A 21272-nucleotide genomic window follows, 5' to 3' on the forward strand; every position below is an offset into this window, starting at 1 on the left:
TGAGCCTGGCCGAAGGGGACCCGACCGATGTTGACCATGTATTCCACCACGTGGTGCGGCTACTGCTACCGGCTCAAGACGCAGCTGGATCGCGAGGGCATCGCTTACGAGGTGGTCGACATCGAGCAGGACCCGGCCGCCGCCGAGTTCGTGATGAGCGTCAACGGCGGCAACCAGACGGTTCCCACGCTGAAGTTCGACGACGGGTCGGCCCTGACCAACCCGAGCATCATCGAGGTCAAGAAGCACCTGACCGAGACGGTCGCCTAAAGCTCGGCGAGCAGTTCGTCGAGTTCGTCGTCGGTCAGCGCCAGTTCCTCGACCAGGGTGGCGAACAGCAGGACGTGCGCGGTGACCGACGCGGTGCGGGCGATCTCCGCGACCGGCACCTGCTCGCCCAGGGCCGATCGGATCAACATCTCCGCTTCCCGTACGGGCACCAGTTCGCCGTGCCGACGGGTGGCGGCCCGGACCGAGCCGGTGATGGCGGCCAGCGGCGCGTCGGCACGGAAGCGCAGCTTGACCGCCGCGCGGAAGGCGGCGGCGAACGTCTCGTCGGCGTCCTCGCCCGGCGGTTCGGGCGCGGGCGTGTTGGTTGCGGTGGCCCTGAGGAAGGCAGCGGCGGTCATCGGGCGGCACCTCGCCGCCAGGGGCGGCCGTCGGAGGGCGGGTCGAAGCGGGCGACCCGGGTCTCGGCCTGGGCGACCAGGGCTTCGAGCAGTTCCGCGTCGCTGATCACGCCGTCGGCCACCGCTCCCTGGGCGAGGTCGCCGATCACGATGATCATCATGCCGACCCGGCGCTCGTCGGGGATGCCGGTCAGCAGGTCGGCGTCGCCCAGCGCGGAGCGGATGACCGCTTCCAGCTCGCGGGCCTTCTCCCCGTCCGGCGGCAGGCCCCGGCGGGTGAGCAGACCGCGGACGTACGGCGTGACGTCGCGCGGGTCGCGGCCAGCGAAGCATCGCCGGACCGCGACCGCGAACACCTCACGCATCAGCCGGGCCGGGCCCGGGCGGGCCTGGACCGGCGTCCGGTCCTCGTCCCGCAATGAGGTCAGCACGAGCTGACCGGCCGAAGTCGAGATCACATAGCGGACTTTACGTACTTCAGGGGATCAGGGCCGGGATACTGCCATCAAGAGCCCCATTCCGCTTCAGTTCGCCGTACAGCGGTGTGGTTTCCGGGTAGTGGCCCCAGGCGTGGTCGCCCGAGCCGTCCCCGCAGTGCCCGAGCAGCTGCCGCTGCACCGGCGTGAGGGCGTCGAGGTTCAGGCCGGCGGTCTCGTCGCGGCCGGCCACCCAGCGGTACGAATATCCGAAGAACGCACCGACCCGGGTGATCGGCGAGTAGTTGTCCGAGCGGGCGTGCCACAGCCGACGGTCGAACACCACCAGGTCGCCGGCGTTGGCGGTGATCTGGGTGGCACCGACCGGCGCGGGCCACGGCACGTCCCGCTTCGGCGGACCGGGCAGCCAGTTGGTCTTGTGACTGCCGGGCAGGATGGTGAAGTTGCCTCGGCCGGTCTCACTCACGTCGGACAGCCAGTAGGCGAGTTTCACCGACATCCGCGGCCGTGGGTCGGTCTCCAGCTCCCGGTTCTGCCGGCCGCCGTCCTGGTGCCAATGCCACCAGTCGGGCTTCTTCTCGTGGATCCGCGGGTGCACGTCGACGTGCGAGTGGTAGACGTGAATGTTCCAGCCGAGCAGCGACCAGATGTACCGGAACGCGCGCGGGTGGTCGACCAGGAAAGCCAGTTCGGGACAGGCGGTCACCGCCGAAAGCTGGTGCAAGGTGCCCGTACCGACAGCTTTTTCGCGGAATCGCAGAATGGCGTCGCGCGCCATCTCGATCTCCGTCGAATCGAGCACCGAGCGGATGACCAGATATCCGTCTCGGTCGAACTGTTCGCGCTCCTCGGCTGTCATCGGGGCCCAGTCCGGTGCGATGACCTGTGTCATGAGTTCCACCCTTCCGTGTGGCGACACCCTCATGACGTAGCGAATAGATCTCGGGTTGCAGTGCGGCCAATTTTGACAGATAAGACTGCCTTAATCTTCAGGAAAGGCCAGCCAGGTCTCAATTAAATAGAGCGCGATCGAAGCACTCATCGGAAGTCCGATCGATACTCCGGTGTCCGGATCCCGGTATTCACCCGCTCTTATGGCCTTTATCTCGGTGCGGGTGAACCAGCGCGCTTCGGCGATCTCGTCGGGGTCGACCGAGATCGGGTCGGAGGCGTCGGCACGGGCGGTGAAGCCCAGCATCAGCGAGCCGGGGTACGGCCAGGCCTGGCTCCCCTCGTACCGCAGCTCATGGACCCTGACCCCGACCTCCTCGAGCACCTCACGGTGGACGGCCGCCTCGGCCGACTCGCCCGGCTCGACGAACCCGGCCAGCGTGGAGAAACGCTTGCTGCCATCCGGCACGACCCACTGGGCGTTGCGGCCGAGCAGGCAGCGCCCGCCCGGCCCGGCGACACCGTCGTGAATCAGCACGATCATCGCCGGATCGGTGCGCGGCCACATCTGCTTGCCGTCCGGGTCGGTACGCGACCAGCCCGCCTCGGTGATCGTCGTCGGCTTGCCCGACCGTGGCGAGAACAGGTGCGAGACGTGCCAGTTGACCAGGGCCGCGGCCGCGCTGAAGAGTCCCGCGTCACGGTCGTCGAGCCGGTGCCCGACCTCCCGCAACGTCACGCCGGAGACCCCGGACAGGGCCGGCAGCGGTGCGTCCACGGTGAACAGGGGCGTGCCGTCCGGGTCGACGCCGAGGAAGTGCCGATCGCCCTCGGGTGCGGCCGCGGCGTCCAGCAGCACCAGCGAGGCCGAGCCGTCGGAGTTGTCCCGGGCCGGCGCCCGCCCACCGGCCGCGGTGTCCACGACCAGCACCAGACCGGTCTTGAAGGCCTGGGCCAGCCAGTCCGGGTCGCGCCGGTGATGCGCGGCCCGGTCGAGCATGGTGCGGGCGAGCGGTGGGACATGCGGCCCGGACATCAGGCGCTTCGCTCGACGGTGGTGAGGGCGGCCAGCTGCCCCTCGATGACAGCGGCGTCACCGAGCACGACCGTGACCGCCTTGGCCGGGGCCAGGTGCCGGGCGGCCACCTCGGCCACCCGCTCGCGGGTCGCCGCGGCCAGCGCCGCCGAATGCTCGACCAGATAGTCCAGGCGCAGGCCGAAGCTGGCGTAGATGCTGGCCAGCCCGGCCAGCCCGGCCTGCGTCGACATGCCCAGCCGGAGCGTGCCCAGGGCATAGCGCCGGGCCTGCTCCAGCTCCTCCTCGCCGGGCGGAAGGCTGGCGATGCGGCCCAGCTCGTAGGTGGTCTCCAGCAGCGACGGCCCGGTCACCGCGGTCGCCACCTCGACCGCCGCGACCAGCGACGACCCGGCCACGAAGTGCTCGATCGAGCTGCCCGGCCCGTACGTGTAGCCCTTGTCCTCCCGGATGTTCTCCACCCAGCGGGACGAGAAGTAACCGCCGAAGACCAGGTTGGCCAGCAGCAGCGCGGCGTAGTCGGGGTCGGTGCGCGGGACGGCCGGCAACGCGATCCGCAGCGACGACTGCACCGAGCCGGGCCGGTCGACCAGCAGCAGCGGGCCGGTCTCGAGCGGTGGGGTGGGCGGCACGTTGCCGTCCTTACCCGGGCCGGTCCAGCTGCCCAGCGCTTTGTCGGCGGCGTCGATCGCGCGGTCCGGGTTGATGTCGCCGACCAGCACCAGGACCGCGCCGTCGGGGCGGACCCGGTCGGCGTGCAGGGCCCGGAGCTGGGCCGGGCGGACGCCGCGGACCTGGTCGGGCTCGGGGGTCTGCACCGCGTACGGATGCCGGCCGTAGATCCGCTTGAGCAGTGCCGTGCGGGCCAGGTGGGCGGGCTGGCTCTGGGCCACCTGAATGTGGTCGACCAGCCGCTCGCGCTCGGTGCCCACCTCGTCGGCCGGGTAGGCCGGGTCGGTCAGCACCTGGGCCAGGATCTCCAGCATCCGGTCGAGTCCACCGGCCAGCGCGTTGCCGGTGACCAGCAGCCGGTCCGGGTCGAGGCCGGCCGACAGCCCGCCCCCGACCGCCTGCAGCTCGGCCGCGATCTCGGTGCTGGACATGCTGCCGGTGCCGGTGAACAGCGCCTGCGACAGCAGCGTGGCCCGGGGCAGTGGCGCCCGGCCGAACGGCACCCGCAGGCGCAGCTCGACCAGCGGGACCGCCGGCCGCCGGATGGCGATCACGGTCAGGCCGCTGCTCAGCGTGCGCTCGGCCGAACGCGGAAGCTTGATCTTGGAATCCGGCGCCAGGCCGGGAAGAACGTGCGTGCTCATGCTCCGGCTCCCGGCTTGACCTCGATGGTGGCGCGGCGCTCCGGGCGCATCGTCGCGGCGGCCGCGACGACCTGCTCCTCGGTCACCTCGCCGATCAGTTTCGGCACCTCGTTGATCAGCTCGGGGCGCCCGCGCTGCTGCTCGAGGACGGCCATGGGCTGCGCCCGGCCGAGCACGGCGTCGATCTCACGCAGGTGGTGGGTGGCGATGCGGGCCTGGGTACGTGCCAGCTCGCCCGGCCGCAGCCCGTCGGCGGCCAGCCGGTCCAACTCCTCGTCCACGGTCCGCAGCACCTTCTCGGCGTCGCCGCCGGGTGACAGGTGGGCCTGGAGCAGCATCGCGGTCGGGTTGCGGACGGCGTACTCGTCGCCCATGAACCCGAGGTAGCCGCCGATGCTGGTGGCGGTGCGGTCGCGCTGCACCAGCCGGTCGACCAGGCGGGAGGCGTCGCCGTCGGTGAGCACCTCGGCCAGCACCACGAACGGCAGGTAGCCGGCGAAGTCGGCGATCGGGTCGGGCACCCGCCAGCCCGAGGCCACCGCGGGCAGCGGGGCGAGCCGGTCGACGTACGCCTCGCGCACCTCGCCGGTCAGGTCGGGCTCGTCGAAGTCGGGGCGCTCGGGGGCGGGCCGGGCCGGCACATCGCCGAAATGCCGCTCGATCAGCTGGGTGGTCTTGGCCAGGTCGAAGTCCCCGGCCACGGCCAGCACCGCGTTGCCGCAGGCGTAGTAGCGCTCGAAGAACTCCTCGGCGTCGGCCAGCGTGGCGCTCTCCAGGTCTTCGAACGACCCGTACCCGTCGTGCTCGTTGGGGAACGTCGAGAACATCACCGGCGGCAGCTTCAGCCAGGGGAAGCCGCCGTACGGCCGGTTGAGGACGTTGACCCGGATCTCCTCCTTGACCACGTCGACCTGGTTGCGGAGGTTCTCCTCGGTCAGCCGCGGCCCGCGCATCCGGTCGGCCTCGAGGAAGAGCGCGCGCTCGAGCCCGCCCGCGGGCAGGACCTCGTAGTAGTCGGTGTAGTCCAGATGGGTGGATCCGTTGAAGCTGCCGCCCGCGCCCTGCACGTGCCGCGCGTGCTCCAGCTTGTCGATGTTGCCCGAGCCCTGGAACATCAGGTGCTCGAAGAGGTGCGCGAACCCGGTGCGCCCCTCGGGTTCGGAGCGGATGCCGACGTCGTAGACCACGGCCACGCCGACGACCGGAGCACTGCGATCGGGTGACAGAACCACCCGCAGGCCGTTGTCGAGCGTGAGGCGTTCGACCGGATACTTGGTCGCGGGAATCTTCATTTTGCGCACCACACCATGAATCTAGTGCGGCTTCCACAAACTTTCACCGGGTGGGGCCCGGTGGCGTCGCGGATCCTCGCCCATGAACGTAGGCCGGCGACTCCCACAAATAGTGCTGGTGGGGCGGGCCTCTGCCGGCCAAGGGACCCTGGCGCCGTCGTCCGGTGCCAGACATGTCAACCTGCAACCCTCGACATGGCGGCGGACGCTCGTCGACACACGAGCCCGGCGATGGGCCGGGCATGCCAGTGGCTGGAGCGGCGATGCTAACTTTCGCAGGGGCCAGGCAACGAAAGGGTTCAATTTCCCGATGGCAGTTCAGCTGCAGTTGACGTGCGATTCAGAGGCCGACGCGGAATCGTTGTTCCGGTGGTTGCGGGACGAGCCGGGTGCGCGTGCGGACGGCCGGTTGGCCCGGGCCGAGAACGACAACCCGGAGGAGCTCGGCCCCCTGATCGACGTGCTGACCTTGGTGATCGGCTCGGGCTTCTCGGCGGCCCAGCTGGTGCTGGCGGTCAAGCAGTGGCGCGAGTCCCGGCCCCGGCCGCCCGAGCTGGTCGTCACCCACGTTCACCCGGACGGCAGCACCACCCGCATCGAGGCGTCCACGCCGGAGGCACTGGAAACCGCGCTGCGGGAGCTGGAGCGGGCGTAGCTGATGAGCGAGGTCGCCAATCCGGCGCTGTCCAGGGTCGTCCTCATCGGCGTGTCGGAGTACCGGCATCTGCCGCAGCTGCCCGCGGTCCGCAACAACGTGGACGGCTTCGGTGAAGTGCTGCGCGACAACGACTACTGGGGCGTGCCACCGGAGAACTGCCACGTGCTGCTCGACCCGGCCAGTCCGGGCGAGGTCAGCCGGGTCGTGCGGGAGGCGGCCGCGGCGGTCGACCGGGACGGCCTGCTGCTGGTCTACTTCTCGGGGCACGGCCTGGTCGACCCGGCCGACGACGACAAGCTGATCCTCGCGCTGCCGGCCTGCGACCCGGACGCCCCGCACGAGGAGGGCCTGCCGTACGACTGGATCCGCTGGGCGGTGGCCGGCACCCGGGCCCGGCGCCGGCTGGTGATCCTGGACTGCTGCTATTCCGGGCGGGCCGATTCCGAGCTGGGCAGCGGCTTCACCGGCACCGACGCGGTCGCCGACAAGGCCGTCACGGACGGCACCTGCCTGCTGGTCTCGGCGCCGGCCAACCGTCGTGCGCGGGCCCCGCACGGCGAGATCCACACCGCGTTCACCGGCGAGCTGTTGCGGTTCCTGCGTGAGGGCTATCAGCCCGGCCCGCGTGAGGCGACGCCGGCGGCGTTGACCGTGGAGACCGTCTGGCGATCGGTACGCGACGCGATGCTGCACCGCGGCTTCGAACGCCCGGAGATGCGCGCCCGCGACTTCGGCACCGCGATCGCGCTGGTGCACAACGCCCGCCTGCCGCGGCGGAACCTGGCCGGCACGGTGTTGTACGCCGCGCCCTGGTTCATCGACGACGAGCTCGGGCAGCGGGCGATCCTGGTGCTGCGGCACAACTCGACCGGTGCGCTGGGCGTCTGCCTGACCCGCCCGGACCGGGAGATCCCGCCCGAGTTCCCGGTCCCCTGGCGGACGCTGATCAGCACCCCGACGATGCTCTTCAACGGTGGCCCGGTCGCCCGGGACGGCTACATCCTGCTGACCATGCTGCGCTCGGGCGCGCCGCATCCGCTGCGGTTCACGCCGCTGCGGGAACGGGACGCCGAGGAGCGGCTGGGCACGATCGCGCTGTCCGAGGCGCCCGACGACCTGGCCGACACGGTGGCCACGATGCGCGTGTTCGTCGGCTATCTCGGCTGGCGGCCCGGCGAGCTGGAGGAATACATCGAACGCGGCGAACTGATCGTCAGCCGGCGACCGACCCGGCAGGTGTTCACCGAGCGCCCCGGCGAGCTGTGGCAGAGCCTGCAGGCCGGCCGGTGACCGCGCACACCCGCAGTGGTAGGCCCGGGCGGTACTCGGGGCCCGGAGACCGCCCGGGGCTACCACCGACATCGAGGGCGGGCCGGTGACGGACCTCAACGACGACGAGCTGAGTACGGGCGAGTCGCTGCTGCTGGCGCGGCTGTCGGCCAGCCTGTCCGGCTCGGAGCAGATCACGCTGATCGTCGGCTCGGGCATGTCGGCCAGCGTGGTGCCCCGGGTGCCGGGCCTGCTCGAGATCGCCGACCAGTACGCCGCCGGCCGCAACGACGAGGGCGCGCTGCAACGGGCGCTGGCCCAGGCCCGGGCCCGACTCGGTTCGGCGCCGCCGATCGACATCTACCGCGCGTACCGCCGGGTCTTCTCGGACTGGGTCTCGGCCGGCGCCTTCGACGTGATCGCGCAGCAGGCCGTGCTCAAGGCGTACGCGCCCGAGGACCCGATGGAGTCGCCGCTGGCCACCCGCGGCCTCGGGCAGCGGGTCGAGCGTGGCGTCGGCGAGACGCTGGAGAACGAGCGCTACGGCTGGCAGCTGCCGCGCGGCGTGGAGGCGCTCGGGCACCTGCTGGCACAGACCGCGGTGGCCTTCGACAACCGGATCATCACCACCAACTTCGACCCGCTGGTCGAGATCGCCGTCCGGCACGCCGGCGGCCTGGCCGTGAGCCTGCCCCTCGACCTCGGCGGCGGGTTCGGCGCCTCGGCCGGTGCCGACGGCGCGATCCGGGTCTTCCACGTGCACGGCTTCTGGCGGCCGACGCTGCACGTACGCGGGCCCCGGCTGCTGCACGACCCGGCCCGCATCACGGCCGCCACCGACCTGGTCGACGGCACCGCGGCGCTGATCCGCGGCGACACCGTGTGCGTGCTCGGCACCACCGACTGGGCCGGCACGCTGTCCTCGGCGATCGCGCTGGTGGCCCGGCGCCGCCGGATCCGGGTGCTGTGGGGCCTGCTCGACGCCGACCCCGACCAGGCGCTGCGGGTGAGCGAGCGGCTCCGGGCCCTGACCGGTACGGACGTCGAATGCTTCCCCGGCGTCGACACCGATCGGCTCTTCCCGGCCCTGGCCGACCGGGCCGGGGTGATCGTGCCGGCCCGGGAGACCGGGCGACGGCACATGATCCGCCACCACAAGTGGGAACGCGAGCTGGTCACCCAGCCCGACTCGGCCCCGCCGTCCGACGTGCCCGGGCTGCTGCTGCAACTGGAGCGCCGGTTCGGCTGGGTCAACCAGCAGCAGGGCACCCGGCGCCCGGCCCGGGTGCTGTGGCCGGTCCGGCTCCGCCCGCGCGCCTCGGTCATCCACATGGTGCAGGCGTTCGTGGCCGGGGCGCTGGCCCAGCTCGGCGTCGAGGTGCGGATGGTGCTCGACGACGTGGGCACCCGCACCCCGGACACGGCCGACAGCTTCCGGGCCGACCTGCAGCGGTGGATCGACGCCGGCGAGACCGGGCGGAGCGGGCGCGGTTCCCGGGTGCGCTTCGTCAGCCTGGGCGAGTTCGTCGAGCAGAGCCAGCGGCTGCCGCGTACGCCCTCGCCGGAGTCTCTGCTTCGCCCGACCGACCCGTGGGGTGTGGCCCGGCGCATCTTCTACAGCGACCGCAACCCGTCGCTGTACAGCATGCTGGCCGCGGTGAAGGCGGTGCCGCATCTGGCCGACTGGGACGCGCTGGAGGCCAACGCGTGGCCGATCGTGCAGGCGATGCTGCGGACCGACGCCAGCCGGCTGCTGATCCCGCTGACCCTGTGGCCGTACCTGAACAGCATGCTGTTGGAGAGCCAGACCGGGGACGTGCTGACGCTCGGCGGCCGGGACGAGGCGCTGCTGTGGGCGTCGTGGCGGCAGACGTTCGGGTTGGGGCCGGGGCACCTCTACAACCCGTACATCAAGAATCTGAAGCACGACGCGCACATGCTCAGCTGGTCCACCCGCGAGGAGCTGCGCGAACACCTCTACCGCACGCGGGAGTTGCACGGCTGGGACTCGGACGGCAGCTACGTGCCGTGGCTGTTCCACAACGCGATGCTGCTGCCGGTCTATCTGACCTCGGCCACCATGCCCCGGGTGGACGACTTCCCGCTGGACTCGTGGGCCGCCTTCGTGGCGGCGATCGAGTTGGGCAAGCCGGCCCTGGACGTGCTCGCCGACCGCGTCAACGACCTCTATCTGGGCGCTCGCCCCGATAGTCTCGGAGAGATAACGTAGACGTCATGACCGCTACCGCGTTACGCCCTGTCTCGGTCGCGAGCGAGGTCTCGGCGCAGGTCGAGGTGTGCGACGACGTGCTCGGCGAGGACCTGACCGCCTACCTGGCCGGTGCCAACACGATCGGCGAGTTCCGGTCGTGGGCGGCCGGTCCGGTGCTGAGCAGCGACACCGCCGCCCGGCGGGTGGCCGCCGCGGTCGAGTTGATCACCGTCTTCCACACCGTCAACCGCACCGCTCTAGCCGCGGCCTGGCTGCGTGAGATGGATGCGTCGGGCCTGGTGCCGGCTCGCGCGCTGCGCGAGTCGAGCGCCGACCCGACCACCGTGAAGGCACTGCACGAGGCCGCCGGGGCGTTCCTCGGTTAGGCCGTGTTTCGCGGTCCAGCCGGGGCTTCGGCGGAGATGAGCTCCGCGGCGCGCTCGGCGACGGCGACGATCGTCGCCTGCGGGAGCGTACGGGTGATCCGGGGCATGACCGACGCGTCGGCGACCCACAGCCCGTCGACGCCATGGACGTGCAGGCGCGCGTCGACGGCGGAGGATGCGGGGTCGGATCCCATCCGGGCCGTCCCGACCGGGTGGTAATACGTGCCCAGGGTCGCGTCGATGAACTCGTCCAGGGCACGGTTCCCGTCGGGCTCGGGGATCAGGGCGTCGACCAGGTCGCGCAGTGCCTTCGAGCGCAGCGTCCGGTAGCCCGCGCGAACGCCTTCCCGCAACCGTTCGCGGTCGGTGTCCTCGGCCAGGTAACGCGGGTCGACGACGACGTCGTCACCGGGGTCGGCCGAGGCGAGCCGGACGTGGCCCCGGCTGTGCGGATCGACCAGCCCGATGATCCACGCACCGCTGGGCCCCTCGAAGGCGGGCAGGCCTGCCTCCGGCCCCAGCAGGGCGAGGCCGTAGATGAGTTCCGGGAGCGTGGTGTGCTCGCCCGCCGGGACCAGCGCGACCACCTGCCCGAGGGTCGACAGCGGGCCGCGGCGCAGCAGGTCGTAGTCGGCCTGGGCGTCCGGGTACGGGACGCCGGGAGTCTTCAGCATGAACGGCAGCGCCACGGCGGGATGATCCTGCAGATGTGATCCCACGGCGGGCAGGTCGCGGATCGCGGCTATGCCGTGTTCGGCCAGGTGAGCGGCGGGTCCCAGGCCGGAAAGCATGAGCAACTGCGGGGTACGGAGTGCCCCGGCCGTCACGACGACACCGTGCCGGGCCGAGAGCTCGGTCGTGCCGCCGTCCCGGCCGAGCACGCGTACGCCAACCGCCCGCTCGCCGTCGAGGATCAGTCGCGTCACCCGGGTGGTCGCGAGCACCGTCAGGTTCGGCCGGTTCCGGGCCGGGTTCAGGTAGCCGTCGACGACGCTGTGCCGGCGGCCGTCGCGCACGTTGCTGGGGACGAGCGAGATGCCGGTCCGCCGGCTGCCGTTCAGGTCGTGGCTCAGCGGCCAACCTTGCTCGATGCCGGCCCGCACGAAGGCCGGCGCCAGCGGATGCAGGTGCCGCGGCCCGGAGATCGCCATGGGTCCGCCGGCACCGTGCGTGGCCGAGGCGCCGGCCTCGTGGTCCTCGATGCGCCGGAACAGCGGAACGACGGCGTCGGCGGCCCAGCCGTCCGCTCCGGCCGCCGCCCACGCGTCGTAGTCGGACGGGTGGGCCTGCAGCCAGCCCAGGCTGTTGATGCTGCTGCCGCCGCCCAGCCCGACACCGGTCACCAGCGGCACCGTGCGCCCGCCGGCGGCCGTCTGGGCGGTGGTCGTCGACGGCCAGGCCCGGTCGCCCATCGGCAGGATCCCGCCGTAGGCCGGGATACGCACTTCCTCGGGGATGCTCTCCTCGCCGGCCTCGATCAGGGCTACCCGCCGGCTCGGATCCTCGCTCAGGCGCGCGGCGAGGACGCAGCCGGCGCTCCCCGCTCCGACGACGATGACGTCGTACGTCTCCGTATTGATCATGTTCGACACCCTAACCAAGACGGAACGGAACTGCACCGTTCCATTTGACTCGGATAGGCTGCCCTGGTGACCGCCCGCCCGCCGACCGGAGGCGCGCTGCACCGGCCCAGGGTCACGAGCGCCATTCGCGAAGCCGCGCTGGAAGAACTGGCCGCGAACGGGTACGCACGACTGTCCATGGACGCCGTGGCGCGGCGTGCCGGCGTCGGCAAAGCGGCGATCTACCGCCGGTGGTCATCCAAGGTCGCTCTCGTCGGCGACCTCATCGGAGACGTCTTCGTCCCGCCCGACGCGACCGTCACCGGCAACCTCGGCGACGACCTGCACAGCCTGATGACGTCCTTCGCGGCGCTGCTGTCGGCACCGCGGATCCCGGCCATCATGGCCGACCTGGCCTCGGAGGCCCGCCGCAGCCCGGAGTTGTCCCAGCGCATCGCCGAGACGGTCGGCGATCCGTACCGCAGCCGCATAACCGACGTCCTCGACCGCGCCATCGCCGGCGGCGAACTCCCGCCCAGCCTCGACCGCGAGGCGGCGCTGGACCTCACGCTCAGCTCTCTGTACTGGCGGGTGGTGGTACGCCGGCAGAGCCTCGAGCCACGCGACCTGCGCCTCTTCGCCGCCGCCGTCGCCGCCGGGCTGGCCGCCTTGGACAGCGCCTAAAGGGGCCGCACCGACTTGAGCACCTCGTCGATGACGTAGTCGAACTGCTTGTGCGTGCCCGGGATGGACACGTACAGCACGGCCGCCGTCGGCTTGCCCACGTCGATCACCGCGACCGCGGAGAGCTCGTCCTTGGCCCGCAGACCGGCCGCCGAGAAATGCAGGCGGAACTCGGCGACGTAGGCCGGGCGGCCGCCCAGCGTCGTCAACTCGTCGCGCAGCGGGTCCATCGTGTTGGGCTGGGGGTAATACTCGGCCCGGACGTCGGCCGCCACCTGCCGGCCCACGCACTCCAGGTTGAGCGTCACCGCGTCGTTGTCCGCGGCCGGGACCGCCGCCGACAGGATCGACGCGTGGTACTGCCCGGCCGAGTACTCCTCGGTGACGAAGTGCTGGCCGACCTTGTACGGCACCTCCAGCGTGCCGGCCTTCCATACCGTGTTCCAGGGGAGCCAGGGCGCGCCGTACGCCTTGTACGAGATGCCGGACTCCTCGTCCACGGTCCGCGGGCCGCCGGGAGCTGAGGGAGCCGTGCTGGGGCCGGGGGCGGCCGGGTCGCTCGGTGGGACCGTCGGGGCCGGGCACATCTGGGCCAGCGGCGGGCGTACGTCGGTCGGCGCCTCCGCCTGGCCCCGGCCGAACGGGTCGGAGCGGCCGGAGAACGCCATGATCAGGATGATGGTCAGGCCGACGGCCAGGATCGCGCCGGCCACGCCACCGAAGATGAGCATCTGCCGCTTGCGCCGGGCCGGGCCGCCGCCACCCGGGCCGGGCGGGGCGGGCGGCGGGGGCAGATCGGGCGGGGGCGGGGGTGCGGTGACCGTACCCGAAGCCCATGAACCGCCCGGACGTGGCCAGGAACCGATGGGTGTCGAGCCGTCACTCACGCTCTCCAGTGAACACCACGCCGGTCGGTCAGCTCAGCACCAGGCTGTACCAGGGGGCGAATGCCACCAGCATCACCAGTGTCACGCCCGAGAGGGCAACACCAAGCACAAAGGTGAACTCGCGGCGGGCGGTCTGCATACCCTTAAGACGCCACAGACGGCCGGTTGGTTGCCTCCGTGTGCGAACTAATGCAAGCGGCGCCGTGCCCCCACTTGGGGAGACGGCGCCGACCTGGTGTTTCGTTCGCTCAGGCGAAGATCAGAGCGGACGGATGTTGGCGGCCTGCGGGCCCTTCTGACCCTGGGTCACCTCGAACTCGACCCGCTGGTTCTCGTCCAGGCTGCGGTAGCCGTTGCTCTGGATCGCCGAGAAGTGGGCGAACACGTCAGCGCCGCCGTCCTCGGGGGTGATGAACCCGTAGCCCTTGTCCGCATTGAACCACTTCACAACGCCAGTAACCATGATCGTGTCCTCCACGGTCGATCGCTCCCGTCACTTCGACGGAAACGAGGTAGTAAGACCCACACTTCGTGGGTCTCGTGCTGTCGTACTGATCGCCCGCACCGGAAGACCCGGGTTACGACAAAGAGCGCCTGGGGCAGAATCCCCCACAGGCGCTCCTGAGTACTTGGGAACCAAACTGACAACGGGGCGAGCGTAGCACGGTGAGAGGGGCCGCCAAGTGATCGGCGTACAGATGGCACAGCAGCTCAAGGACGCTGGACTGACATGGAAACCGGCGCCCGGCGACCGCTTCACGATCCCCGATCGGGACCTCGACGACGAGGTGTTCGTGCTGAGCAACATGACGATCGAGGTGTACCAGGTGCCCGAGGGGCGGGTGATCGGCTTCAACGGCACCACCGAGTGGGCGCTGGACGATGTGGAGATCGAGGAGACCCTCTGGCTTCCGCGCGAGGACCAGTTGCGCGAACTGTTGGGCGGGACGTTCCGGAGCCTTCACCGTACCGACGACGGATATTCGGTCGAGACCACCGCGGTCTTCGCCGCGCCCACGACCGAGGAGGCGTACGCGGCGGCGCTGCTAGCCCTCCTCGGGGAGGTCTTCGAGTAGCGCCGCCAGCTCGGCCGCCTCCAACAGGTCGGCCGGCCGGACCGTGGCCCCCTCGGCGACGTAGTGGAAGCCGGCCCGCACATGGGTCACCGGCACGCCGGCCAGGGAGGCCCAGGCGATCCGGTACGCCGACAGCTGCACCGCCGCCGCGGCGGCCTCGGCCGGTCCCGGGCGCCGGCCGGTCTTCCAGTCGATCACGTCGAAGCGGCCGCCCGGGTCGGCGAACACCGCGTCCATCCGCCCCCGGATCACCACCCCGGCGATCGTGGTGGCGAACGGCACCTCCACCTCGATCGGGGAGCGGTTCGCCCACTCGCCGGCCAGGAACGCCTGCTGCAGGGCGGCCAGCTGGTCGTCCCCGGCCGCGTCATCGTCGGCCGCGCCCGGCAACCCGTCCAGGTCGATCAGGCGGGCCGAACCGAACCGCTGCTCCAGCCAGGCGTGGAAGGCGGTGCCACGGCGGGCGTACGGCGCCGGGCGGGACGGGAGCGGGCGGCGTAGCGACCGGGCCAGCTGCTCCGGGTCGCGGCGCAGCACCACGAGCTGGGACACGGACAGGTGCGCGGGCACGGCCACCGGCCTCGGACCGTCGCTGCGGGCCCGTTCGGCCTGCTCGGCCAGCAGCATGGTGGCCTCGGTACGCCAGCGTTCGACCGTGTCGTCGCTGGTCTCGGGCACGCCGGCCAGGTCGGCAGCCAGGCCCGCGCGCTCGGCGATCGACGGGTCGGCCTCGGCCAGCTCGGCGAAGGCGGTGGCCGCGTCCGACTCCGGATTGGTGATCATGCGGCGGATCAGCTCGGCCGCCGCCTGCATGGCCGGGCGGCGCAGGCCCAGCGGGTCGGCCGGCCAATCCGCCGACGCCACCAGCTCGGCGCTCGGGTTGGTCGCGTCCGGCGCCGGCTCCGGCGTCCACACGTCCACCACCCCGGCGCCGGCCCGGCATCGCTGAAGGATCTCGGCCAGGAACACCGATGGCCCGCGCGGCTTCTTCACGCCGTCGCCCCACCAGTAGCCCGAACACAGCAGCAGCCGGCGCGGCCGGGTCACCGCCACGTAGGCCAGCCGCCGCTCCTCCCGCTCGTCGTGCTCACGCCAATCGGTGGCGAACGTGCCCAGCGCGGTCGCCGCACCCCGCTGGTCGACCGCCTCGGACAGGTCCAGCCGCGGCAGCCCACCGGCGTCACCGCGCAGCGGGAACGGCAGCACGCCGACGCCCATCAGGTAGTGGTCGGACCTGCGGACCAGACCCGGCCACACGCCCTTGGCCAGGCCGGCCACCGCGACCACGTCCCACTCCAGGCCCTTGGCGGCGTGCGCGGTGAGGATCTGCACAGCGCCCTCGACCACGTCGACCTGGCCCGGTTCCAGGCCGCGTTCCTCCTCCTCGGCCGCGGCCAGGAAGGCCAGGAAACCGGCCAGCGTGCCGCCGTCGGTGTCGCCGGCGTAGCGGGCGGCCACATTGCCCAGCGCGTCCAGGTGGCCGCGGGCCAGCCCGGCGTCGCCCGCCTGCCAGCCCCGGACCGCCACCTCGACGTCGAGGCCGATGGTGCGTTCGATGTCGGCGATCAGGTCGGGCAACGGCTGGTCGAGGCGCTTGCGCAGGTCGGCCATTTCTTTGGCGTACGAACGCAGCCGGGCATAGCCCTCGGCCGAGTACTGCTGCGGCGCCCCCGGATCGGCCATCGCCTCGACCAGGGTGGCGTCGTCGAGCCGGTCGCCGACGATCTCGTCGTCTTCCGTCCGGGTGGCCTGGGCCCGGGCGGCGGCCAGAGCACGAGCCCGGCGGTGCAGCGCGACCAGGTCACGCGGGCCGATCCGCCACCGGGCCCCGGTCAGCAGGCGGAGCAGCGACGCGCCGTCGGCCGGGTCGGCCAGGACCCGCAGCGTGCACACGACGTCGCGTACCTCGGGGGTGTCGAGCAGACCGCCCAGACCGACCACCTCGACCGGCAGACCGCGCGCCCGCAGCGCCTCCTCCAGCACCGGGATCTGGCTGCGTACCCGCACCAGCACCGCACTGGTCGGCCGCTTCTCGACCGGGATCTCGGCCGCCGGCGCGTCCCGCAGGCCGGCGGCGATCCGCCACGCCGTCAGCATCGAATCGGCGATCCACTCGGCCTCGTCCACGAACGTCGGCAGCAGCGCACACGCCACCGTCCGGCCGCCGACGTGCTCCGCCGTCCGCTGCGCCGGCACCAGCTCGGCCACCCGGGCGCCGGCCGCGCGCAACGGCTCGGACAGCGCGTTGGCCACGTCCAGGATCTCCGGCCGGTTCCGCCACGACCGGCTCAGCGTCAGCACCTCGGCGTCCCGGCCGTCCTTCCGGGCGAATTCGCTGGGAAAGCGGTCGAGCGTGCCGGCCGAGGCGCCGCGCCAGCCGTAGATGGACTGGCACGGGTCACCGACCGCGGTCACCGCGTGGCCGCCGCCGAACAGCGCGTTCAACATCACCACCTGGGCGTGGCTGGTGTCCTGGTACTCGTCCAGCAGCACCACCTTGAACCGGCCGCGTTCGATCTCGCCGACCTCCGGATGGTCTCGGGCCACCCGCGCCGCCCGGGCCATCTGGTCGCCGAAATCCATCGCCTCCAGATCGAGTTTGCGCTGGTCGTAGCGGCGAACCAGGGGCAGCAGAGTGAGCCGGTTGCGCTGCCGCTGAAGCATGTCGGTGACGTCGGAGTAGACCCGGCCCGGCAACGACTGCACCTCGGCGGTGAACCGGCCGGTCCACGCGGCCAGGTCGTCCGGCGACACCAGGTGCTCGGCCATCTCGCCGGCCAGCGCCAGCACGTCGTCGGTCACCGTGCCCGGCGCGCGGTTCAGGCCGGTCATCTCTCCCGTGTACGAGCGGACCAGCGAATCCACGATCTGCCAGCGGGCCGCCTCGGTCAGCAGCCGGGCCGACGGCTCGAAGCCCGCCCGCAGGCCGTGCTCGGTCACCACCCGGGCGGCGTACGAGTGGTAGGTGGCCACGGTCGCCTCGCCGGCCAGCGCGTCGTCCCGGCCCAGCCGCCGCACCAGCTGGCCCAGCCTCGTCCGGACGCGATGGGCGAGCTCGCCCGCCGCCTTCCGGGTGAACGTCAGGCCCAGAATTTGGTCCGGGTGGGCGTACCCGTTGGCCACCAGCCAGACCACCCGCGACGCCATCGTCTCGGTCTTGCCCGACCCCGCGCCGGCGACCACCAGGATCGGCTCCACCGGGGCCGCGATGATCGCCGTCTGCTCCGGCGTCGGCGGATGCAGCCGCAGCAGACGGGCCAGCTCCACCGGGGTGTACCGCGGCCCGGCGTCGGCCTGCCGGCGCGGGCGGGGCGGCGCTGCGGTGAACAGGGACGGTTGGGTCACGGTTCGACGACCTGTCGTCCCTTGCTGGACACCGGACAGCTGGTCTGGACCGGGCAGATCCGGCAGCGGCTGTTGGCCACCGCCGAGAAGGTCGCGGCGGCCATGGTGTCGGCCGTACGGCGGACCATCGCGTACGCCCACTCCGGATCGTCGGCGTCGGCCAGCGGGAGCTGCATCTGCTCGCGGGCGTCTTTGCCCGGCCCGAGCTGGACGAGCGCGGCGCCACCACTCTCGTTGTTGTCGTGCAGTCCCTCGAAGGCGCCCGCGTCCACCGCCGCCTGATAGCCGGCCAGCTGGGCGTGCTCGGACACGTCGGAGGCGGTCACCGCGGTCGACTTCCCGGTCTTGAGGTCGATCACCACGAGGCGGCCCTCCTCGTCCACCTCGAGCCGGTCCACCCGCCCGGTCAGCTGAATCGGCCGCTCCGGATCGTCCAGCCGTACGGTGAACTCGTGTTCGATGGCCAGCAGCCGCCGCGGGTTCCGGGCCAGCCAGCGCAGCAGCTTGTCGACCATGGCCTGGGCCCGTTCCTGCTCCGGCCCGGCCAGCCAGCGCGCCGCCAGCTCGATCGCGTCGAACCGCGCCGACACGTACTCGACCAGCCGCTCCCGGTCGGCGTTGGCGTCCTCGGCCAGCATCGCGGCCGCGTGCACCAGGTTGCCGACGCCCTGAGCCGGACCCGGCGGCGCCGCGCCGCCGTGCCGTTCCAGCAGCCAGCGCAGGCTGCAGCGCAGCGCCGACTCCATCGAGGACGGAGTCACCTTGACCGGCTCACCCGGCTCGGCCAGCGGACGGTCGTCGGAGAGACCCTTGAGCCCCCACCACTCGTCCGGATGCGCTCCCGGGACGCCGGCCCGCGCGAGCCGGGCGAGTTCCGCGGCCGCGGCGCGCCGGCGGGTGGGCGTCTGGTCCTTGGCGACCACGACGGTACGCAGCTCAGCCACCAGCGCGGGCAAGGTCAACGCCCGGGGTGCCTGCCCCCCGCCGCGCTCCCTTTCGGGTTCCACGTCCGGCTCGGCCTCATCTTCCGGCTCTTCCGGCTCCGGCTCTTTCGGCTCTCTCGGGTCTGAGCCGTCGGCGGGGGCCGGGCCGTCGGGATCGGTCGGGGCCGGGCCGTCGGGATCGGTCGGGGCCGGGCCGTCGGGATCGGTCGGGGCCGGGCCGTCGGGGTCCGGGGGCTCGGGTGGGCCGGGGTCGGCCGGGTCGGCCGGGTCGGCCGGGGGTGGGGCGTCACCGTCGTGGCCGGCGAGCTCGGTGAGGAAGCGGGACGGCTGCTCCTCGCCGTCCGCGTTGCCCACGGCGGCCGAGGCCACCGCGGTCACCACCAGCTTGCGGCGGGCCCGGGTCGCGGCCACGTAGAACAGCCGCCGCTCCTCGTCGAGCAGCGCCGACGTCTGGCCGACGATCGCCGCCGCGCCCGAGGCGTCCCGGCCCGCCAGCACGTCGACCAGCCGCTCCGAACCGAGCAGGCTGCCGCGCAGGCGCAGATCGGGCCAGATCCCCTCCTGCACGCCGGCCAGCACCACGACGTCCCACTCCAGGCCCTTGGCGGCGTGGGCGGTGAGCAGCCGCACCGCCTCGCCCCGGTCGGCGCTGGGCGCGATCGAGTCGGCCGGCAGATCTTGCCCGAGCACGTGGTCGAGGAAGACCTCGGTCCGGGCCCCCGGCAGCCGGTCGACGAACCGGGCGGCCGCGTCGAAGAGCACGACCATCGCGTCCAGGTCCCGGTCGGCCGCCTCGGCGCGCCACTGCCGGGCCCGGCCACCGTCGACCGCCGAATCGACAGTGGTGGTGCGCGTGCTGAGGCCGTACCACCGATCGGACAGCCCGCTGGCCCGCCAGACCGTCCACAACACCTGCTCGGCCGACGCCCCCGTCTCGCCCGCAGCCGAGCGTGCCACCTCGAGCAGCCGCGACACCCGCTGGGCGGGACCGGCCCAGCGTCGTTCCACCATGTCCAGCCCGGCCGGGTCACGGACCGCGTCGACGAGCAGCTCGCCGGACGGCCGCTTGTCCCCCGCCGCCAGCGCCAGCGCGCGCAGGCCCTGTCGCAGCCGCCGCTCGGCCAGCGGATCGGCCCCGCCCAGCGGCGAGTGCAGCAGCGCGACCGCGGTCTCCTCGGTGAGCAGGCCCGGGTCGAGCGCGCATCGCAGCAACAGCAGGAACGGAGCGACCGCCGGCTGCAGGTGCAGCGGCAGATCCTCGGCGTGGGTGACGGTCGGCACCCCGGAGGCGGTCAGCCCGCGCTGCAGCGAGGCCAGTTGCAGCGAGGTCGATCGCATCAGGACGGCCATCCGTGACCAGGGCACCCCGTGGATCAGATGGGCCTCACGCAGCACGTGCGCGAGGTAGCCGGCCTCACTGCTCGGTGTCCGAAAAGTCCGCACCTCGGCCGCCGCGCTCCCGCCGAGCGACACGCTCCCGCCGGGCGACACCTTCTCGCCGGGCGACGCGCTCGGGTCCGGCTGGGCGCTGGGGTTGGCCGGCGCGGTGGCGGGGTCCGGGGCGTGCAGGTGGCGGTTGCGCTGAGGGCCGCGCATGTGGGTGGTGACGTTGGCGGTGGCCGTGAGGAGCGGGGTGGTGGCTCGGTAACTGGTGTGCAGGACGAGAGTCTCGGCGACCGCGCCGGAGGCGGTGCGGAACTTTTGCGGGAAGGCGCCCACCACTGACGGGTCGGCGCCGCGGAAGCCGTACACGGACGAGTCGGGGTCGGCGAAGGCGACCAGGGGCGTGCCACCGCCGGCGACCAGGGACAGCAGCTCGATCTGGGCCGGATCGGTGTCGGCCAGCTCGTCGACGTAGACACAGGAGAGGCGGCGGCGTTCGGCGTCGAGCAGGGCGGGCTCGTCGGTGAGCAGGCCCGTGGCCGCCCGGACCAGCTCGGCCGGGTCGTAGGCGGTCGAGCCCCGGGTGGTGGCGTCGCGCAGGGCCAGCACGGCGACGTACTCGCGGAGGAAGCGGGCCGCGGCCGGCCAGTCGTCGCGGCCCAGGCGTTCGCCCAGGCGGGCCAGCTCGACCGGGCCGACGCCACGCTCGGCGGCGCGCTGCATCAGGTCGCGCAGCTGCTGGGCGAAGGCCCGGGTGGGCAGGGCCGGGCGGAGGCCGTCGGGCCAGCCGTACGGGTCGGGCCGGTCGCCCACGACGGCCAGCAGCTCGCGGATGATCAAATCTTGTTCGGGCCCGGTGAGCAGGCGGGGGGAGGGTTCGCCACGGTCGGCGGCGGCCCGGCGGAGCAGGCCGAAGGCGTACGCGTGAAAGGTCCTGACCAGCGGCTCGTGCACGATCCGGCGGTCGTCGCGGGCGATCCGCGCCTCGATCCGGTCGCGCAGCGCCTGGGCCCCGCGGCGGCCGAATGTGAGCACCAGAACGCGTTCCGGATCGACGCCCTCGGCGATACGCGCGGCGACCGCCTCGACCAGCGTCGTCGTCTTGCCGGTGCCGGGGCCGCCGACGACGAGCAACGGGCCGTCGGTGTGGGCGGCCGCGTACTCCTGCAGCGGATCGGGCCGCCGCTCCGGCAGCGCGTCGGGTGGGCGCCGCACCAGACGAAACGCCGGGCGGCGGGCCGCCGGAGAAGTCGCCTGGAGGTTCA

18 protein-coding genes are annotated in these 21272 nt (G+C 72.5%); 7 read left to right on the forward strand and 11 right to left on the reverse strand.

The features are described from left to right. The first annotated feature begins 27 nt into the window (after positions 1 to 27). Positions 28 to 270: a mycoredoxin gene (locus ACGFIO_RS02430; RefSeq protein ID WP_392820991.1), complete on the forward strand. Its 243-nt coding sequence runs from the start codon at positions 28 to 30 to the stop codon at positions 268 to 270. Here the strand turns inward: ACGFIO_RS02430 and ACGFIO_RS02435 are convergent. The 6 genes from ACGFIO_RS02435 to ACGFIO_RS02460 all read right to left on the reverse strand — a co-directional run bounded on the left by ACGFIO_RS02435 (position 267) and on the right by ACGFIO_RS02460 (position 5601). Then, the gene (locus ACGFIO_RS02435) at positions 267 to 629 is read right to left on the reverse strand and encodes a hypothetical protein (protein ID WP_392820994.1); all 363 of its coding nucleotides are present in this window, start codon (positions 627 to 629) and stop codon (positions 267 to 269) included. The two genes, ACGFIO_RS02430 and ACGFIO_RS02435, sit on opposite strands and share 4 nt — an antisense overlap. Beyond that, positions 626 to 1087 (reverse strand): hypothetical protein, encoded by a 462-nt coding sequence (locus ACGFIO_RS02440; RefSeq protein ID WP_392820997.1) that lies wholly within the window; start codon positions 1085 to 1087, stop codon positions 626 to 628. Before ACGFIO_RS02440 ends, ACGFIO_RS02435 begins: the two co-directional genes overlap by 4 nt. Positions 1088 to 1106: 19 nt before the next feature. After that, positions 1107 to 1958 carry a phytanoyl-CoA dioxygenase family protein gene (locus tag ACGFIO_RS02445; protein ID WP_392820999.1) on the reverse strand — a complete coding sequence of 284 codons (852 nt, stop codon included), beginning with the start codon at positions 1956 to 1958 and terminating at the stop codon, positions 1107 to 1109. A 90-nt stretch (positions 1959 to 2048) separates the two neighbouring features. Beyond that, positions 2049 to 2996 (reverse strand): NAD(+) diphosphatase, encoded by a 948-nt coding sequence (gene nudC, locus ACGFIO_RS02450; protein WP_392822551.1) that lies wholly within the window; start codon positions 2994 to 2996, stop codon positions 2049 to 2051. Further along, on the reverse strand, positions 2993 to 4309 hold the full coding sequence (locus tag ACGFIO_RS02455) for a M16 family metallopeptidase (protein ID WP_392821001.1): 1317 nt from the start codon (positions 4307 to 4309) through the stop codon (positions 2993 to 2995). Before ACGFIO_RS02455 ends, nudC begins: the two co-directional genes overlap by 4 nt. Beyond that, on the reverse strand, positions 4306 to 5601 hold the full coding sequence (locus ACGFIO_RS02460) for a M16 family metallopeptidase (protein ID WP_392821003.1): 1296 nt from the start codon (positions 5599 to 5601) through the stop codon (positions 4306 to 4308). Before ACGFIO_RS02460 ends, ACGFIO_RS02455 begins: the two co-directional genes overlap by 4 nt. A 310-nt stretch (positions 5602 to 5911) precedes the next feature. Between ACGFIO_RS02460 and ACGFIO_RS02465 the strand changes: the two genes are divergently transcribed. The 4 genes from ACGFIO_RS02465 to ACGFIO_RS02480 all read left to right on the forward strand — a co-directional run bounded on the left by ACGFIO_RS02465 (position 5912) and on the right by ACGFIO_RS02480 (position 10126). Then, positions 5912 to 6256: a hypothetical protein gene (locus tag ACGFIO_RS02465; RefSeq protein ID WP_392821006.1), complete on the forward strand. Its 345-nt coding sequence runs from the start codon at positions 5912 to 5914 to the stop codon at positions 6254 to 6256. 3 nt (positions 6257 to 6259) lie between these two features. Beyond that, on the forward strand, positions 6260 to 7549 hold the full coding sequence (locus tag ACGFIO_RS02470; protein ID WP_392821008.1) for a YqgE/AlgH family protein: 1290 nt from the start codon (positions 6260 to 6262) through the stop codon (positions 7547 to 7549). Between the two features lie 85 nt (positions 7550 to 7634). After that, positions 7635 to 9758, forward strand: a complete 2124-nt coding sequence (locus ACGFIO_RS02475) for a hypothetical protein (RefSeq protein WP_392821011.1) — start codon at positions 7635 to 7637, stop codon at positions 9756 to 9758. Positions 9759 to 9763: 5 nt separating this feature from the next. After that, positions 9764 to 10126: a hypothetical protein gene (locus ACGFIO_RS02480; RefSeq protein WP_392821013.1), complete on the forward strand. Its 363-nt coding sequence runs from the start codon at positions 9764 to 9766 to the stop codon at positions 10124 to 10126. Here ACGFIO_RS02480 and ACGFIO_RS02485 read toward each other — a convergent pair. Beyond that, on the reverse strand, positions 10123 to 11709 hold the full coding sequence (locus ACGFIO_RS02485; protein ID WP_392821015.1) for a GMC family oxidoreductase: 1587 nt from the start codon (positions 11707 to 11709) through the stop codon (positions 10123 to 10125). The two genes, ACGFIO_RS02480 and ACGFIO_RS02485, sit on opposite strands and share 4 nt — an antisense overlap. Positions 11710 to 11775: 66 nt before the next feature. Here ACGFIO_RS02485 and ACGFIO_RS02490 point away from each other — a divergent pair, with 66 nt between their 5' ends. Next, on the forward strand, positions 11776 to 12372 hold the full coding sequence (locus tag ACGFIO_RS02490; protein WP_392821017.1) for a TetR/AcrR family transcriptional regulator: 597 nt from the start codon (positions 11776 to 11778) through the stop codon (positions 12370 to 12372). Here ACGFIO_RS02490 and ACGFIO_RS02495 read toward each other — a convergent pair. Continuing rightward, entirely contained in the window at positions 12369 to 13259 is an 891-nt protein-coding gene (locus ACGFIO_RS02495) for a hypothetical protein (RefSeq protein WP_392821019.1), read from the reverse strand. The two genes, ACGFIO_RS02490 and ACGFIO_RS02495, sit on opposite strands and share 4 nt — an antisense overlap. Positions 13260 to 13518: 259 nt before the next feature. Continuing rightward, positions 13519 to 13722, reverse strand: coding sequence for a cold-shock protein (locus tag ACGFIO_RS02500; RefSeq protein WP_364314386.1), 204 nt, complete (start codon positions 13720 to 13722; stop codon positions 13519 to 13521). Positions 13723 to 13942: 220 nt separating this feature from the next. Between ACGFIO_RS02500 and ACGFIO_RS02505 the strand changes: the two genes are divergently transcribed. Continuing rightward, on the forward strand, positions 13943 to 14335 hold the full coding sequence (locus tag ACGFIO_RS02505; RefSeq protein ID WP_392821021.1) for a pilus assembly protein CpaE: 393 nt from the start codon (positions 13943 to 13945) through the stop codon (positions 14333 to 14335). On the opposite strand, the gene ACGFIO_RS02510 is transcribed toward ACGFIO_RS02505, so the two are convergent. Then, positions 14306 to 17680 (reverse strand): ATP-dependent helicase, encoded by a 3375-nt coding sequence (locus tag ACGFIO_RS02510; RefSeq protein ID WP_392821023.1) that lies wholly within the window; start codon positions 17678 to 17680, stop codon positions 14306 to 14308. The two genes, ACGFIO_RS02505 and ACGFIO_RS02510, sit on opposite strands and share 30 nt — an antisense overlap. Continuing rightward, positions 17677 to 21222 (reverse strand): ATP-dependent helicase, encoded by a 3546-nt coding sequence (locus tag ACGFIO_RS02515; protein ID WP_392822554.1) that lies wholly within the window; start codon positions 21220 to 21222, stop codon positions 17677 to 17679. The genes ACGFIO_RS02510 and ACGFIO_RS02515 overlap by 4 nt, the downstream gene beginning before the upstream one ends. Positions 21223 to 21272: the final 50 nt, after the last annotated feature.

It is taken from the genome of Actinoplanes sp. NPDC049265 (assembly GCF_043197135.1).
Taxonomy (GTDB): Bacteria; Actinomycetota; Actinomycetes; order Mycobacteriales; family Micromonosporaceae; genus Actinoplanes.

Excerpts from the sequence above, each read along its gene's own strand:
- ACGFIO_RS02430 (WP_392820991.1), top strand. The coding sequence starts at position 28 with ATGTTGACCATGTATTCCACCACGTGGTGCGGCTACTGCTACCGGCTC.
- ACGFIO_RS02435 (WP_392820994.1), bottom strand. The coding sequence starts at position 629 with ATGACCGCCGCTGCCTTCCTCAGGGCCACCGCAACCAACACGCCCGCG.
- ACGFIO_RS02445 (WP_392820999.1), bottom strand. The coding sequence starts at position 1,958 with ATGACACAGGTCATCGCACCGGACTGGGCCCCGATGACAGCCGAGGAG.
- ACGFIO_RS02455 (WP_392821001.1), bottom strand. The coding sequence starts at position 4,309 with ATGAGCACGCACGTTCTTCCCGGCCTGGCGCCGGATTCCAAGATCAAG.
- ACGFIO_RS02460 (WP_392821003.1), bottom strand. The coding sequence starts at position 5,601 with ATGAAGATTCCCGCGACCAAGTATCCGGTCGAACGCCTCACGCTCGAC.
- ACGFIO_RS02465 (WP_392821006.1), top strand. The coding sequence starts at position 5,912 with ATGGCAGTTCAGCTGCAGTTGACGTGCGATTCAGAGGCCGACGCGGAA.
- ACGFIO_RS02470 (WP_392821008.1), top strand. The coding sequence starts at position 6,260 with ATGAGCGAGGTCGCCAATCCGGCGCTGTCCAGGGTCGTCCTCATCGGC.
- ACGFIO_RS02480 (WP_392821013.1), top strand. The coding sequence starts at position 9,764 with ATGACCGCTACCGCGTTACGCCCTGTCTCGGTCGCGAGCGAGGTCTCG.
- ACGFIO_RS02485 (WP_392821015.1), bottom strand. The coding sequence starts at position 11,709 with ATGATCAATACGGAGACGTACGACGTCATCGTCGTCGGAGCGGGGAGC.
- ACGFIO_RS02500 (WP_364314386.1), bottom strand. The coding sequence starts at position 13,722 with ATGGTTACTGGCGTTGTGAAGTGGTTCAATGCGGACAAGGGCTACGGG.